Genomic DNA, 13770 nt, shown 5'->3' with positions numbered 1-13770 from the left:
CTTCACCCCTCAGGACGCGTGCGTCTCTGGCGGGGTTGCCGGACATGAAGGAAATCCGGGGAAAAAACGGGAAATCACAGGTTCCGCCGCACCGTGGTGCGCGGTCGTGTGCGTTCCGGTGCCCGCCCGCCGCGGACGGGCGTCGTCAGGCCGTGGCGGACCGGCGCCGTCAGGCCGTGGCGAAGGAGTAGAAGCGCTTGAGCGTGCAGTGCTCGTCCAGCAGCCGCCCGTAGATCGGCTCGCCTTCCAGCTCGCGGTAGGTCTCGATGGGGTCGCCTTTTATGATCAGCGCCCGTGCGCACTCCACACACCAGTACTGGAAGGCGGAGTTGAGCGGTTCCATGTCTCGGACGATCGGCGTGCCGCTGCCGCACCAGTCGCACTTCCGGCTGTGAGCACCCATGGGTCAGCCGTTCCCTCCCCTTCGGCCCGTCCTCCGCTCCCGACGACCGGATTCTGCCACGGGAATGTGCCGGTAAAGCAAACGATCCCGTCTCCGGTGACGGAGACGGGATCATTTCGAACTGTGGAGCTAAGGAGAATTGAACTCCTGACCTCCTGCATGCCATGCAGGCGCTCTACCAACTGAGCTATAGCCCCGCTGTTCTCAGGTCTTCCGGCGTTTCCCCCGGCGTTCCCCGCGAACAAGAAGAACTTTAGCCTGCCACCTGCCCGGATGTGAAATCCGGGCCCGGGGCGCCCCGGGGGCGCTCAGTCGTCGTCGCCGAGCACCGGCTCGGGGAGCGTCCCCGCGTTGTGCTCCAGCAGGCGCCAGCCGCGCGCGCCCTCGCCCAGCACCGACCAGCAGCAGTTGGTGAGGCCGCCCAGCGCCTCCCAGGAGCGGGACTCCAGCTGGAGCAGCCGGCCGATGGTGGTGCGGATGGTGCCGCCGTGGCTGACGACGACGAGCGTGCCGTTCTCCGGCAGCTTCGCGGCCTGCTCCAGGACGACCGGGGCGGCCCGGTCGGCGACCTCGGTCTCCAGCTCGCCGCCGCCCCGCCGGACGGGCTCGCCGCGCTTCCACGCCGCGTACTCCTCGCCGTGCCGCTCGATGATCTCGTCGTGCGTGAGGCCCTGCCACACGCCCGCGTACGTCTCGCGCAGCTCGGCGTGGGTGGTGACCTCCAGGCCCGTGACGGCGGCGAGCTCCGCCGCCGTGGCCGTGGCCCGGCTGAGGTCCGAAGCGATGATCACGTCCGGCCCGAGGCCGGCCAGCAGCCGGGCGGCCCGGCGCGCCTGCGCCACGCCGGTCCCGGTCAGCTCGATGTCCGTGGAGCCCTGGAAGCGCCGCTCCAGGTTCCAGGCGGTCTGGCCGTGCCGCCACAGGACGATGCGGCGGCCCCGGCCGCCGCTCTTGCCGCCGCCGCTCAGCTCAGCTCACCGTCCACGCCGTCGAAACCGGCCTCCGCGGCGTGCTCACGGGCGTGCTCCTCGCCCTTGCCGCGGGTGGCGACGGCGTCGGCGGGCAGCTCGATCTCCGGGCAGTCCTTCCACAGCCGCTCCAGGGCGTAGTAGACACGCTCCTCGCTGTGCTGCACGTGGACGACGATGTCGACGTAGTCGAGCAGCACCCAGCGGGCGTCGCGGTCGCCCTCACGGCGCACCGGCTTGGCGCCGAGCTCCTTGGCGAGGTGCTCCTCGATCTCGTCGACGATCGACTTGACCTGGCGGTCGTTGGGAGCCGAGGCCAGCAGGAAGGCGTCGGTGATCGACAGTACGTCGCTGACGTCGTACGCGATGATGTCGTGCGCGAGCTTGTCGGCGGCCGCCTGGGCGGCGGCCTTGATGAGCTCGATGGAGCGGTCCGTGGCGGTCACAAGCCATGCTTTCGTCGAAGAGGATTCGGGTACCCGTCAAGGGTCTCACGACCCACCGGCGACCCTCCTGGCCATTACGGCCGGCCCTCGGCGCTGGTGCGACCGCCCGCTCCTCAGCCCTTGTAGTCCTTGCCCAGGACCACGGTGACGTCGGCCGTCGTCGCGTCCTTCGCCTGCTTCACCGCGCCCGCCGGCAGCCCCAGCGTCCTGGCGACCTCCTTGGCCTCCGCCGCCCGCTTCTCGTCCGCGTACAGCACCGCCGAGGCCGTCGCCGCGGATCCCGCCGTGCCGCCGTCGATCACGCTGTAGCCGCTATTGACCAGCGTGATCTGGGCGGAGGTGGCGGCTCCCTTGCCGCCTGTGGCGTTCTTCACGCTCACCCGGGGCGTCGCGTTCCGGTCGGTGTTCCTCACCGTGCCGCCCAGGACCTCCTTGACGACGCCTCCGGTGGCCTTCTCGCCGAGGGTGCCGTCCTTCTCCACGGGCAGCAGCGCGGTGGCGTACGAGCCCTTGCGGGCCAGGGAGGCCATGTGGGCCAGGGAGGCGCCCAGCTGCTCGGTGGAGAGCGAGGGGTCGGGGATCTGCGCGAGCGACTCCACGGTGCGCGTTGCCGAGGCGCTGTCGTCCGGCATCTTCTTCAGCACCGCCTGCATGACCTGACCGAACCGGGCGAGCTGCTTGCCCTCGTCCTCGCCGGGCCCGCGGTGGGTGGCGTAGGCGACGGCCGTGCGGCCGCTCAGGCTCTGCGCGGTGCCGCGCCGGACGACCGGGCTGTCGCCCGGCTTCTCGCCGGGGACGTCGGTGTCGGTGTCGGCCTCGATGCCGCCGACGAGCTCGACCAGGTTCTCCAGGTAGGGGGTGTCCAGCCGCCAGCTGCCCTTGATGTCGGAGCCCAGCAGCGTGTTCAGGGCGTCGCGGGTGGCCCCGGTGCCGTCGTCCTGCACGGACTTGCCGAGCGTGGTGGAGCCGGCGCCGCCCTCCTTGGCGACAGCCAGGGTGTTCGGCAGCAGGATGGTGGTGGCCTTCTTGCTGGTCTCGTTGTCGACCAGCAGGGCGGTGGAGGAGCCGCCGCCGCGGGTCTGCCGCAGGTGGACGACGATCACGTCGCGCTTCTGCCCCGCGCCCGTCGCGGCCGCGCCCTTCTTGCCGTCCGAGCCGGTGAGGAACAGGTAGCCGGCCGCGCCGCCCAGCGCGAGGACGAGCACCACGACGAGGGCGACGATCCGGTTGCGGCCCTTGCGCTTGCGCTCGTCGCGCCGCTCGGTGCGGCTCTCGCTGAACTTGAGCCAGTCGATGACGTCCTCGGAGTCCTCGTCGGGCTCCTCGATGAACGAGAACTGCTCCGTGCGGTAGCCCGCGGCCGCGGCAGGGGCTGCCGCCGCCTCGTCGGGCGCCTGCCGGGGCTCCGGGACGCGCTGCTCCGCCCGGGGCGGCGCCGGCTCCGCCCCTGCGGACGGGCCGGCCTGCTGCGGGATCCACTCCTGCGGGGCCTCGGCCTGCTGCCGGCCCTGAGGCCGGGCCTGCGGTTGCTGCTGCGACTGCGACTGCTGCTGCGGCTGCTCGGGGGCGTACGGGGCGTAGCCGTCGTAGGCCTGCTGGACGGGCTGCTGGGCCTGCTGGGCGTACGGGTCGTAGCCGTACGCCGTCTGCTGCTGGAGGGGCTGCCCATAGGCGTCGTACACACGTTCAGGTGCGTCCGGGTGGTACACCGGCTGCCCGTAGGCGTCGTAGCCGTACACCTGCGGCCGATGTGCGTACGGATCCTGTCGGTCGTTCACCGGTTCCCCTCAGTGCCCCTCGGTTCCGTGCCGCTCAGCGCCGGTAGAGCTTGCGCTTGTTGATGTAGCGCACCACACCGTCGGGGACCAGATACCAGACCGGGTCGCCCTGCGCCACGCGCGCGCGGCAGTCGGAGGAGGAGATGGCGAGGGCCGGCACCTCGACGAGGGAGACGCCGCCCTCCGGCAGCCCCGGATTGGCCAGTATGTGGCCGGGCCGGGTCACGCCGATGAAGTGGGCCAGGGAGAACAGCTCCTCCGTGTCCCGCCAGGTGAGGATCTGGGACAGCGCGTCGGCGCCGGTGATGAAGAACAGGTCCGAGTCGTCGTTGAGGGAGGCGAGCTCACGGAGCGTGTCCGTGGTGTACGTCGGCCCGCCGCGGTCGATGTCGATCCTGCTGACCGAGAACTGCGGGTTCGACGCCGTGGCGATCACCGTCATCAGATAGCGGTCCTCGGCCGGGGACACCTCCCGGTGGCTCTTCTGCCACGGCTGCCCGGTCGGTACGAAGACCACCTCGTCCAGGTGGAAACGCGCGGCCACCTCGCTCGCGGCGACCAGGTGGCCGTGGTGGATCGGATCGAAGGTCCCGCCCATCACGCCGAGTCGCCGCTTAGCGGGCCCTGTCTGCTCTCCCATGCGTGCAGACCCTACTGGGCGCGGCGGAGTGCCGGACCCGCAGGGACCGGCTCGTTCAGCGGTCGCGGTTGAAGCGGGTGGTGACCCACAGCAGGAGCAGCAGGATGACCAGGGCGGCGCCACCGGTCATGTAGGGGCTGATGCTGGCGTGCTCGTCGACGTGCTCGCCCTCGGAGGCGAGGGTGGCGAGGGCGGTGTGCGCTGAGGCGAAGGCAGTCATCGTCGGCAGGACCTATCCGGGACGGTAGCGGGCAGAGATTTCTGCCACATCGTATGCGGGGGCCGCCGCCGGGCTCACGCCGACTCCACGCTTGGGCCGCGCGTCGCGGGTGCGGCGCCGGACGGGCGTCAGTCCTTCTTGTAGCCGCGCAGCAGGAACCAGGCCAGGAAGGCGATGCCGACGACACCGACGATGAGCACGGTGCGCAGGACGACGCCCGGGCCCGTGTCGTCCTTGGAGACGGCGAGGAGCTCGGTCACGCCCGGCTGGGCGGCAAGTGCATGCAGATGGGACATGTCTCCACGGTAGCCCTGCCGGTGGCAGCGCCTAGGGTGGGGTCCGGAAGGTGCATACGCCGCCGAGGGGGTCTCGATGAGTGACAGCAGCAACGGCAGCAACGGCCACGCTCCCGGGGAGCCCGGGGAGCGGCTACCGGGGCGGCAGCGCAAGCGCTTCCCGGACATCTCCTCGCGCGCCTACGAGCACCCGGCGGACCGCTCCGCCCTGGTGGCGCTGCGCAAGCTGAGCGGCTTCGACACGGTCTTCAAGGCGCTGAGCGGGCTGCTGCCCGAGCGCAGCCTGCGTCTGCTGTTCCTGTCCGACTCGGTGCGCGTCGGCGAGCAGCAGTTCCAGCACCTGCACACGATGCTCCTGGACGCCTGTTACATCCTGGACCTGCCGAAGGTCCCGCCGATGTACGTCACCCAGGATCCGCAGCCCAACGCCATGTGCATCGGCCTGGACGAGCCCGTCATCGTGGTGACGACGGGCCTGGTCGAGCTGCTGGACGAGGAGGAGATGCGGGCCGTCGTCGGCCACGAGGTGGGGCACGCCCTGTCCGGGCACGCCGTCTACCGCACGATCCTGCTGTTCCTGACGAACTTCGCGGTCAAGGTGGCCTGGATCCCGCTGGGCAATGTCGCGATCATGGCGATCGTGACGGCCCTGCGCGAGTGGTTCCGCAAGTCGGAGCTGTCCGCGGACCGGGCGGGCCTGCTGGTCGGGCAGGACGTCCGGGCGTCGATGCGCGGCCTGATGAAGATCGCCGGCGGCAATCACCTGCACGAGATGAACGTGGACGCCTTCCTCGCCCAGGCCGAGGAGTACGAGGCGGGCGGGGACCTGCGCGACTCCGTCCTGAAGATCATGAACGTGCTGCCGCGCAGCCACCCGTTCACGACGGTGCGGGCCGCGGAGCTGAAGAAGTGGTCCGAGAGCCGGGACTTCCAGCGGATCATGGACGGTCACTACCCGCGGCGCGCGGAGGACAAGGACACGTCGGTGACGGACTCCCTCCGGGAGTCCGCGAACCACTACGCGGAGTCGGTGCGGTCCAGCAAGGATCCGCTGATGGGGCTGGTGCGGGACATCGCCGGCGGCGCGGGGGACCTGGGCGGTCGGCTCAAGGACGTCTTCTCGGGGCGCCCCTCGGGCCCGGGAGGCCCGGCGAACGGCTCCCCGAAGGAGGGCCCCGGAGGCCCCACGGAGGGCGGCGGAAAGGCTTAGCGGCCCGGCGGGGCCGGCTGGGCGCTCGCCGCCAGGGAGCCGCACACCGCGGCGGTGGCCGATCCCGTGGCGTACGGGTCCGTGTCGCCCGGAACGGACCCGTCCGGCTTGTGGCCGGCCAGCAGCGGCCGCAGGTAGACCTCGTCGTCGGCCGAGCAGGACTCGGGCCCGGCCTGTACGTAGCTCTGCACGACGATCAGGTGGTGCTCCTGCAGCCCTTCCCGGTCGAAGCGGAACTTCATCGCCCGCCGCACGGTGAACAGCGACGACTTGTCCGCGTTCACGCTGCGGTCGGCCGCCTCCTTCGCCGGGCGCAGCGCGTAGACGAAGGTGTGGTCGGCCGAGACCTCCAGCGTGGCCGGGCCGCTCTCGGCGATCGAGAAGACGCCGCGGGTGCGCACCGGTGTGTCGACGAGGGCCACCTGGGCGGGGTCGAAGCGCACGAGCCAGCCGGTGGCGGCGTGCCGCCCGTCGTCCACGGGCCGGTCGAAGCTGCGGTCGAACTGGTCGAGCTGGGCGGGGTCCAGCAGCAGCCGGACGCTCCGCTGGGTGCCGCCGGTGAGCACGGCCGGGTCGAGCGCCGACTTCACCGTGTACTCCTTGGCGGCGGCGAGGGCCGCCATCACCTGGCTCTCGGAGAAGTGCTGGGTGCTGCGCGCGGGGGGCAGATTGACGCCTTCGGCGCCCAGCCGGAACTGCGCGGCGGAGCTGTGGTCGAACAGCTCCTGCGCGCTGCCGCCGGGCACCGGGTCGTGCGGCGCGAGCGGGACGAGCGTGGCCCGCATGGGCTCGGCGGCGGGCACGACGGGGTCCTTGTAGGGATGGCGCAGTCCCATGTAGACGGCCGTGCCGAAGGCCAGGGCTATGAGGATCACCAGGACGATCACCTGGCGTGAGGTGCTGACCCGGGACCACAGGTGGCGGTTGCGGACCGCGAGCGCGTGGTCACCCATGCGCTCGCTGGCGGAGAGCTCCTGGAGCCGGGCAGCACGCACGAACGATTCGTCGAAGACGACGGATCGGTATTCGTCGTCCCCACCTGCCGGGACACCCTCGGGCGTGCCCTCAGGGGGGTCTCCAGGCCCGTCCATACATCAAGAGTAGGTCTGCCGGGGCTTCGGTAAACGCCCTGGTACACGACAAGTTCCGAAGAAAATCTGCCTGCCGGGGCCACGCACATACGTGCTGGTCACAGCGGTTGCGGGCGGTGAGCCCGTGGCCCCGGACCGGTGATTTCCGGCGTCCCTCAGGGCCGGGGCACCGCCGAGGCCACCGGAGGCTCGGAGTCCGCCGATACGGAGGGCAACGGGCCCGGCCGGGCCCCGGCCGGGGCGTCCACCCCGCTGGTCGCGGGCGGCGGATCGGAGCTCGGCCGATTGCCCGAGGAGGCGCTGCGGTAGACGGCGGCGAAGGCGAGGGCCACCACGCCTATGCCCATCACCACGGCGAGCACCCAGGCCACCGGGCGGTGCCAGCGGGCATGGCCCCGGTAGGGCCGCCGGAGGCCGCCGTGGCGGCCGTACGGCCCGTAGGCGTCGTCGGGGTCGAGGTCGTGGGTGAGGGTGGGCCAGGTGCCCGCACGGCCCGGGTGGTACCCGGGCGCGGCGCCGCCGAAGCCGTCCTCGTAGTCGTCGTAGGGATCGTCGTCGGCGGAGCCGCCGCCGGACCGGGAGCGCTGAGCGGACTGCGAGGTCTCGCTCTCGGCGCGGGCCCGGTCGGCGGCGAGCATCCGCTCGACCGCGGAGGGCTCGTGGATCCTGGCGGACCGCACGAACTCCTCGTCGAAGACCACGGAGGCGAAGGGATCGTCCCCGCTGCGGTAGCTGTCGGGCTCCTCGCCGTCCGGGAACGGCTGGCCCCCCACGTCGTCCGGCACTCGTCCAGCGTAGCCCCGGAAGGGTCAATCCGTGCGGCCCGTAGGGGAATTCAGCTCGCGGGAAGCCCGCCGCCGCGCACGTGGCCGTCGCCGGTGACGATGTACTTCGTCGAGGTCAGCTCGGGCAGGCCCATCGGGCCGCGCGCGTGGAGCTTCTGCGTGGAGATGCCGATCTCGGCGCCGAAGCCGAACTGGCTGCCGTCCGTGAACCGCGTCGAGGCGTTGACCGCGACGGTCGTCGAGTCCACCAGCTGGGTGAAGCGGCGGGCGGCGGCCTGCGAGGTGGTGACGATGGCCTCGGTGTGGCCGGAGGACCACAGCCGGATGTGGCGGACGGCGGCGTCCAGGTCGTCCACGACCGCCGCGGCGATGTCGTACGACAGGTACTCGGTCTCCCAGTCCTCGGCGGTCGCCGGCACCACGGCGGCCGGGCTTCCCCCGGCCAGCGCGAGGACGCGCTCGCAGCCGTGCACGGTCACCCCGGCCTCCGCCAGGGCGGCGAGCGCCTTCGGCAGGAACTCCTGCGCGATGTCCTGGTGGACGAGGAGGGTCTCGGCCGCGTTGCACACGCTCACGCGCTGCGCCTTGGAGTTGACGAGGATCTCCACGGCCATGTCCAGGTCGGCCCGGGCGTCCACGTACACGTGGCAGTTGCCGGTGCCCGTCTCGATCACGGGGACCGTGGACTCCTCGACGACGGTGCGGATCAGGGAGGCGCCGCCGCGCGGGATCAGCACGTCGACCATGCCGCGGGCGCGCATCAGCTCCCGCACGGAGTCGCGGCTCTCGCCCGGCACCAGCTGCACGGCGTCGGCCGGCAGGCCCGCACCGCCCACGGCGTCGCGGATGACGCGCACGAGCGCGGTGTTGGAGGCGTACGCGGAGGAGGAGCCCCGCAGCAGGACGGCGTTGCCCGACTTCAGGCACAGGGCGGCCGCGTCGACGGTCACGTTGGGCCGGGCCTCGTAGATGATCCCGACGACGCCGAGCGGCACCCGGACCTGGCGCAGGTCGATGCCGTTGGGGAGGGTGGAGCCGCGGACGACCTCGCCCACCGGGTCGGGCAGGGCGACGACGTCGCGGACGTCCTTGGCGATGGCCCGCACCCGCTCCGGGGTGAGGGTCAGCCGGTCGACGACGCTCTCGCTCGTACCGGCGGCACGGGCCTTGGCCACGTCCTCGGCGTTGGCGTCGACGATCTCCTTCGTCCGCGCCTCGAGGGCGTCGGCGATCGCCAGCAGCGCCTCGTCCTTCACCGAGCGCGGCAGTGGCGCCAGGTCCGCGGCGGCGGCGCGGGCGCGGTAGGCGGCGCGGAGCACCGGGGACTGCGGCATCGGGTCGGCGAGGGGGGAGGGGAAAACGCTGCTCATGGCTGGAAGCGTAGTCGCGTGGGGCCGGGAGCCACGACGCGTTTCGGACTGTGGACGCGGCGTCCGCGCTACGGACGGGGTCGCCTCGTCGTCATGGGCCGGGCCGGACGGTTCGCGGGTCCCGGCACCCGGCACCCGGCACCCGGCCGGCCGGAGCCCGTCCGGCACAGCCGGAACCCCGGCGGGGTTGCGCGCCGCGGCGGCGGGCGATTCCACCGGGCCCGGCGGCGTCAGGGAACGTTCAGAACGGGTGCACCCCCACCGGTGTGGCCGGCAGGGGGCCGTAGCCCGCCGCGATGCGCTGGTGGTAGGTCTCCCGGTCGATGACCTCCAGGCCCACGATCTCCCACGGCGGGAGCCGGGCCGTCGAGCGGTGCTCGCCCCACAGCCGGAGCGCGACCGCCGCGGCGTCGTGCAGGTCGCGCGCCTCCTCCCAGTAGCGGATCTCGGCGTGGTCGTGGGCGTAGCGGCTGGTCAGCAGGAAGGGGTGGTCGTGGGCGAGCTGCTCCAGCGCCCGCCGGACCTCGGCGAGCGGCGCCTCGGCGCCCGAGACGCTCAGGGTGATGTGCCACAGCCGGGACACTTCCACCGGATCGCCCCCGCCCCCGACGCTGGTCAGCGTGCGCGGCTCCCCCACGGCCCCGCGGGCCTGGGCGGAGGAGCCCACAGCCGTGGCTGGGGGCGTGCCTCCAGCGCGGGGCAGCGCCCCTGGGCGCCCTCGTCTCACCGGCGGCCTCCTGTTGCTCGCTGCTCCGCGTGCGTGCGGCGGAGCGGTGGTACGCGGGAACCCGCCTGCCCGGAACGGCGCCCCGCATGTGCCTCGCATCAAAGTTGACCAGTCTGCGGGCGGCCGCGTGGCGTTTTCACGGAAAGGCCCCATGGAAAGGCTGGACTTACCACACTCCGTCGCCGTCCTGTCGCGCCGTGTTCGACGCCCGTCAGCGGCGCAGCACGACGAGGTCGTCACGGTGCACGACCTCGCGCTCGTACTCGGGCCCGAGCTCCCGGGCCAGGTCGCGGGTGGAGCGGCCGAGCAGCTGGGGGATCTCCGCGGCGTCGAAGGCCACCAGCCCGCGCGCGACGGCCCGGCCCGCGGAATCGCGCAGCTCGACCGGATCGCCCGCGCTGAATTCGCCCTCGACCCCGGCGATGCCGGCGGGCAGCAGCGAGCCGTTGCCGTCCACCACGGCGCGCACGGCGCCGTCGTCGAGCGTCAGGGCGCCCTGCGGCGCGGAGGCGTGGGCGAGCCACAGCAGGCGGTCGGCGGAGCGGCGCCCCGTGCGGTGGAAGAACGTGCCGGTGGGGCGGCCCGCGAGGGCGTCCGCCGCCCGGCTGGCCGCGGTCAGCACGACCGGGATGCCGGCGGCCGCCGCGATCCGGGCCGCGTCGACCTTGGTGACCATGCCGCCGGTGCCGACGCCGGCCTTGCCCGCGCTGCCGATCGAGATGCCCTCCAGGTCCTTCGGCCCGGTGACCTCGGCGATCCGCGAGGTGCCAGGCGTGCTGGGGTCGCCGTCGTAGAGGCCGTCCACGTCGGAGAGGAGCACCAGCAGGTCGGCCCGGACGAGGTGGGCCACGAGGGCGGCCAGCCGGTCGTTGTCGCCGAAGCGGATCTCGTCCGTGGCCACCGTGTCGTTCTCGTTGACGACCGGCACCGCACCCATGGCCAGGAGCTGGTCCAGCGTCCGGCGGGCGTTGCGGTAGTGCGCACGGCGGCTGGTGTCGTCCGTCGTGAGCAGCACCTGGCCCACGCGCCGGCCGTAACGGGCGAAGGACGCGGTGTAACGGGCCACGAGGAGGCCCTGGCCGACGCTCGCGGCGGCCTGCTGGCGCGCCAGGTCGCGCGGGCGGCGGTCGAGGCCCAGCGGGGCCAGGCCGGCCGCGATCGCGCCGGAGGAGACCAGCACGACCTCCTTCTCGCCGGTGGTCTTGGCGAGCGTGTCGACCAGCGCGTCAACACGGTCCGCGTCCAGCCCCCCGCCCGCGGTGGTGAGCGAGGAGGACCCCACCTTGACCACGATCCTGCGGGCGCCCGCCACCGCCGCCTCACGGGCCCCTTGCTGCTCCCCTGCCCCAGTCACTGCACACACCTCAGGTGATTCGCCGGTCGCCCGCCTCTTCCGGGCTGCCTCAGGCCCGCAAATCTACCGCCTGGGATTGTGGTCGTTCGGCCCTGTTTTGCGATGATTGCCGTCACGGAAGATTGCTCGTGGACCAGCCCGCGTCATACGGTCGGTAGTCGACCGTTGCCCAGGCACGGTTCCCCCACGCCCACAGTCCCCCCTAGTCCGCCTGCCAGGAGCCCTCCCAGTGCCTTCTGCCGGAACAGCCTCCCGACGCGCCGTCCAGGCCGCGGCGCTCCTCGCGATGCTGGTGTTCTTCGCCACGCAGCTCGTCGGCGCGCTGCTGCCCAACGTGGCGCTGCTGATCGCCGCGTCCGCGGCGGGGCTCGCCCTCGATCTCTACCTGCAGCACCGTGACCCCGGTCTCGTCGCCGTCCTCGGCAAGGTCCGCTTCGACGTCATGGTCCGGCAGCTGCTGCGCGACATGCTGATCCTCCTCGGGCTCCTGCGGCTCCAGGGCGACGGCTCGCTGCGCGGATACGCCCCCCTCTTCGTCGGGCTCGTCCTCTTCTACGCCGCGCACCTCGCCTGCCAGGCCACCGCGATCATGGTCCGCCGCAGCCGCACGCTGCCCTTCGTGACGCGCAACATCGACACCTCCGGCCTGCGCCTGACCGCCGCCCCGCCGCGCCTGCTGGCCCGCCAGCACGGCCGCCGGCTGCTGCGCTTCGCGATCCCGGCCACCGCGGGCCTGCTGGTCACCGTCGGCACCGAGAAGCCCCTGTGGGGCATGCTCGGCATCGGCCTGGCCCTCCTGCTCGCCGCCGGCGGCACGCTCCACCTCGCGGGCTGGCTGCGGCCGAAGAAGCGCATCGCGAACGAGCAGCGCGCCCTGGAGTGGCTCGACCGCTGGCTGGCCGACTACAAGCCCACCGGCGGCATGTACTTCTCGGGCGGCACCACCTCGGCCTACCAGGCCAACATGTGGCTCTCCACCCTCGCCGCGCTCGACGGCAACCCCGTGATCGTGCTCCGCGAGCGCTTCATGGTGCAGAAGATCGAGGCCACCGACGTGCCGATCATCTGCATCCCCAAGGTCGTCCACCTGATGGCCCTGGAGAAGTCCTCGCTGAAGATGATGATCCACCCGGCGAACTCCGGTAAGACCTCGCAGGTCCTGCGGATGCCGTCGATCAAGCACGCCTTCATCAACCACGGCGAGAGCGACAAGCTCTCCAGCTGCAACCCCTACTCCAAGGCGTACGACGAGATCTGGGTCGCCGGCCCCGCCGCCCGCGAGCGCTACCAGCTCGCCGACATCGGCGTCGACGACCGCGACGTGGTCGAGGTCGGCCGCCCGCAGCTGGCCCCGATCCGGCCGTACGCGGGCGCGCCCGCCCGCGAGCTGACGACCGTGCTCTACGCCCCCACGTGGGAGGGCTGGGACGGCAACCCCGGCAACACCTCGGTGATGCTCGCCGGCGAGAACATCGTCCGCGAGCTCCTCGCCGACCCCAAGGTGCGCCTGCTCTACAAGCCGCACCCGATGACCGGCTCCGTCGACCCGCGCGCGGGCCGGGCCAACGAGCGCATCCAGGCCATGATCCGCGAGGCCAACGCCGCCCGGAACGGCGCCCGTCCGGGCCCGGAGACCGCCGCCGAGCTGGAGCGCCGCACGGCCGAGCTGGACCGCCTCACCACCAGCACCTTCCGTGACAGCGCGGACGAGATCGAGCGGATGATGCTCCAGGGCACGCCCGAGCCGGGGCGCGCCGCGACCGTCGAGGCCGCCACCACCGCCTGGGAGAGCGCCTACTGGGCCTCCCTGCCGGAGTGGGAGCACCAGATCATCACCACCGCCCGCCCGGCGCTCTTCAGCTGCTTCAACGAGGCGGACGTCCTGATCAGCGACGTGTCGAGCGTCGTCTCGGACTACCTCATCAGCGAGAAGCCGTACGCCGTCGCGAACACCAGCGGCATGACCGAGGAGGAGTTCCGCGCGAACTTCCCGACCGTCAGCGCGGCGACCATCCTCACCCCGGAGGCCGGCGAGGTCGCGGGGCTGCTCGCGGCCGTCCGCGACCCCCGCCTGGACGGCCTCGCCGAGGCCCGCGCCGAGCTCAAGGTCCAGCTGCTCGGCCCGTCCGACCCGCCGTCGCTCGTCCGCTTCAACGCGGCGGCGCTGGCGCTCGCCGCGGAGGCAGACGCCCGGCGTGCGCGGATGGAGGCTCGCGCCTCCGAGATTCCGACGCAGCGCGAGGCGGATACCGCTGCCGCGGTGTAAGACTCCGTCAGCATGACGAAGGCCCCGGGAGGTTTCCTCCCGGGGCCTTCGTCATGGGGTTCCCATGTGCGCGGACCGCGCCCCGCCAGGGGCGCGGGGAACTGCGCGACCAGCCGAAGACAGCCTTCAGCCGCCTGACCGGCTCAGCGCGCTGCCTCAAGTGCGCCGTGACGTACGGGCGGAGGCCGCGCGCCGTCGTCGACTGCGGGCCGACTG

General features: G+C 72.4%; 14 protein-coding genes and 1 tRNA gene. 2 read left to right on the top strand and 13 right to left on the bottom strand.

Annotated elements, in window-relative coordinates; translation table 11 throughout:
• Positions 1 to 169 precede the first annotated feature (169 nt).
• The 8 genes from NQU55_RS09035 to NQU55_RS09000 form a co-directional block, all read right to left on the bottom strand.
• Positions 170 to 403 (bottom strand): hypothetical protein, encoded by a 234-nt coding sequence (locus NQU55_RS09035; RefSeq protein ID WP_058044482.1) that lies wholly within the window; start codon positions 401 to 403, stop codon positions 170 to 172.
• A gap of 124 nt (positions 404 to 527) precedes the next feature.
• A tRNA-Ala gene (locus NQU55_RS09030) sits at positions 528 to 600 on the bottom strand.
• 111 nt (positions 601 to 711) lie between these two features.
• Complete coding sequence (locus tag NQU55_RS09025; protein WP_168093237.1) at positions 712 to 1371, bottom strand: histidine phosphatase family protein; 660 nt, start codon at positions 1369 to 1371, stop codon at positions 712 to 714.
• Positions 1368 to 1817 carry a ribosome silencing factor gene (gene rsfS, locus NQU55_RS09020; RefSeq protein WP_168093225.1) on the bottom strand — a complete coding sequence of 150 codons (450 nt, stop codon included), beginning with the start codon at positions 1815 to 1817 and terminating at the stop codon, positions 1368 to 1370. The genes NQU55_RS09025 and rsfS overlap by 4 nt, the downstream gene beginning before the upstream one ends.
• A 113-nt stretch (positions 1818 to 1930) precedes the next feature.
• Positions 1931 to 3595: an LCP family protein gene (locus NQU55_RS09015; protein WP_168093226.1), complete on the bottom strand. Its 1665-nt coding sequence runs from the start codon at positions 3593 to 3595 to the stop codon at positions 1931 to 1933.
• A 34-nt stretch (positions 3596 to 3629) separates the two neighbouring features.
• Complete coding sequence (gene nadD / locus NQU55_RS09010; protein WP_168093227.1) at positions 3630 to 4235, bottom strand: nicotinate-nucleotide adenylyltransferase; 606 nt, start codon at positions 4233 to 4235, stop codon at positions 3630 to 3632.
• A gap of 55 nt (positions 4236 to 4290) precedes the next feature.
• Positions 4291 to 4455 carry a hypothetical protein gene (locus NQU55_RS09005; RefSeq protein ID WP_168093228.1) on the bottom strand — a complete coding sequence of 55 codons (165 nt, stop codon included), beginning with the start codon at positions 4453 to 4455 and terminating at the stop codon, positions 4291 to 4293.
• 128 nt (positions 4456 to 4583) lie between these two features.
• Positions 4584 to 4751 (bottom strand): hypothetical protein, encoded by a 168-nt coding sequence (locus NQU55_RS09000; protein ID WP_168093229.1) that lies wholly within the window; start codon positions 4749 to 4751, stop codon positions 4584 to 4586.
• 76 nt (positions 4752 to 4827) lie between these two features.
• Between NQU55_RS09000 and NQU55_RS08995 the strand changes: the two genes are divergently transcribed.
• The gene (locus NQU55_RS08995; RefSeq protein ID WP_168093230.1) at positions 4828 to 5961 is read left to right on the top strand and encodes a M48 family metallopeptidase; all 1134 of its coding nucleotides are present in this window, start codon (positions 4828 to 4830) and stop codon (positions 5959 to 5961) included.
• On the opposite strand, the gene NQU55_RS08990 is transcribed toward NQU55_RS08995, so the two are convergent.
• From NQU55_RS08990 to proB, 5 genes are all read right to left on the bottom strand, one after another.
• Positions 5958 to 7052, bottom strand: a complete 1095-nt coding sequence (locus NQU55_RS08990; protein WP_168093231.1) for an SCO2583 family membrane protein — start codon at positions 7050 to 7052, stop codon at positions 5958 to 5960. The genes NQU55_RS08995 and NQU55_RS08990 overlap by 4 nt on opposite strands.
• A gap of 155 nt (positions 7053 to 7207) precedes the next feature.
• Positions 7208 to 7837, bottom strand: a complete 630-nt coding sequence (locus NQU55_RS08985) for an SCO2584 family spore wall biosynthesis protein (RefSeq protein WP_168093232.1) — start codon at positions 7835 to 7837, stop codon at positions 7208 to 7210.
• Positions 7838 to 7887: 50 nt separating this feature from the next.
• Entirely contained in the window at positions 7888 to 9207 is a 1320-nt protein-coding gene (locus NQU55_RS08980) for a glutamate-5-semialdehyde dehydrogenase (RefSeq protein WP_168093233.1), read from the bottom strand.
• Between the two features lie 241 nt (positions 9208 to 9448).
• A complete protein-coding gene (locus NQU55_RS08975; protein ID WP_168093234.1) occupies positions 9449 to 9874 on the bottom strand; it encodes a DUF8830 family protein in 426 nt (141 codons plus the stop codon).
• Between the two features lie 271 nt (positions 9875 to 10145).
• Entirely contained in the window at positions 10146 to 11246 is a 1101-nt protein-coding gene (proB, locus tag NQU55_RS08970) for a glutamate 5-kinase (RefSeq protein WP_168093238.1), read from the bottom strand.
• A 271-nt stretch (positions 11247 to 11517) separates the two neighbouring features.
• On the opposite strand from proB, the gene NQU55_RS08965 reads away from it, so the two are divergent.
• Positions 11518 to 13554: a CDP-glycerol glycerophosphotransferase family protein gene (locus tag NQU55_RS08965; RefSeq protein WP_168093235.1), complete on the top strand. Its 2037-nt coding sequence runs from the start codon at positions 11518 to 11520 to the stop codon at positions 13552 to 13554.
• Positions 13555 to 13770 lie beyond the last annotated feature (216 nt).

It is taken from the genome of Streptomyces telluris (assembly GCF_024519335.1).
Classification (GTDB): Bacteria; Actinomycetota; Actinomycetes; order Streptomycetales; family Streptomycetaceae; genus Streptomyces; species Streptomyces telluris.
This window is presented reverse-complemented; position numbering and strand designations above follow the sequence as displayed.

Excerpts from the sequence above, each read along its gene's own strand:
- NQU55_RS09000 (WP_168093229.1), bottom strand. The coding sequence starts at position 4,751 with ATGTCCCATCTGCATGCACTTGCCGCCCAGCCGGGCGTGACCGAGCTC.
- NQU55_RS09035 (WP_058044482.1), bottom strand. The coding sequence starts at position 403 with ATGGGTGCTCACAGCCGGAAGTGCGACTGGTGCGGCAGCGGCACGCCG.
- NQU55_RS08995 (WP_168093230.1), top strand. The coding sequence starts at position 4,828 with ATGAGTGACAGCAGCAACGGCAGCAACGGCCACGCTCCCGGGGAGCCC.
- NQU55_RS09005 (WP_168093228.1), bottom strand. The coding sequence starts at position 4,455 with ATGACTGCCTTCGCCTCAGCGCACACCGCCCTCGCCACCCTCGCCTCC.
- NQU55_RS08990 (WP_168093231.1), bottom strand. The coding sequence starts at position 7,052 with ATGGACGGGCCTGGAGACCCCCCTGAGGGCACGCCCGAGGGTGTCCCG.
- nadD (WP_168093227.1), bottom strand. The coding sequence starts at position 4,235 with ATGGGAGAGCAGACAGGGCCCGCTAAGCGGCGACTCGGCGTGATGGGC.
- NQU55_RS08980 (WP_168093233.1), bottom strand. The coding sequence starts at position 9,207 with ATGAGCAGCGTTTTCCCCTCCCCCCTCGCCGACCCGATGCCGCAGTCC.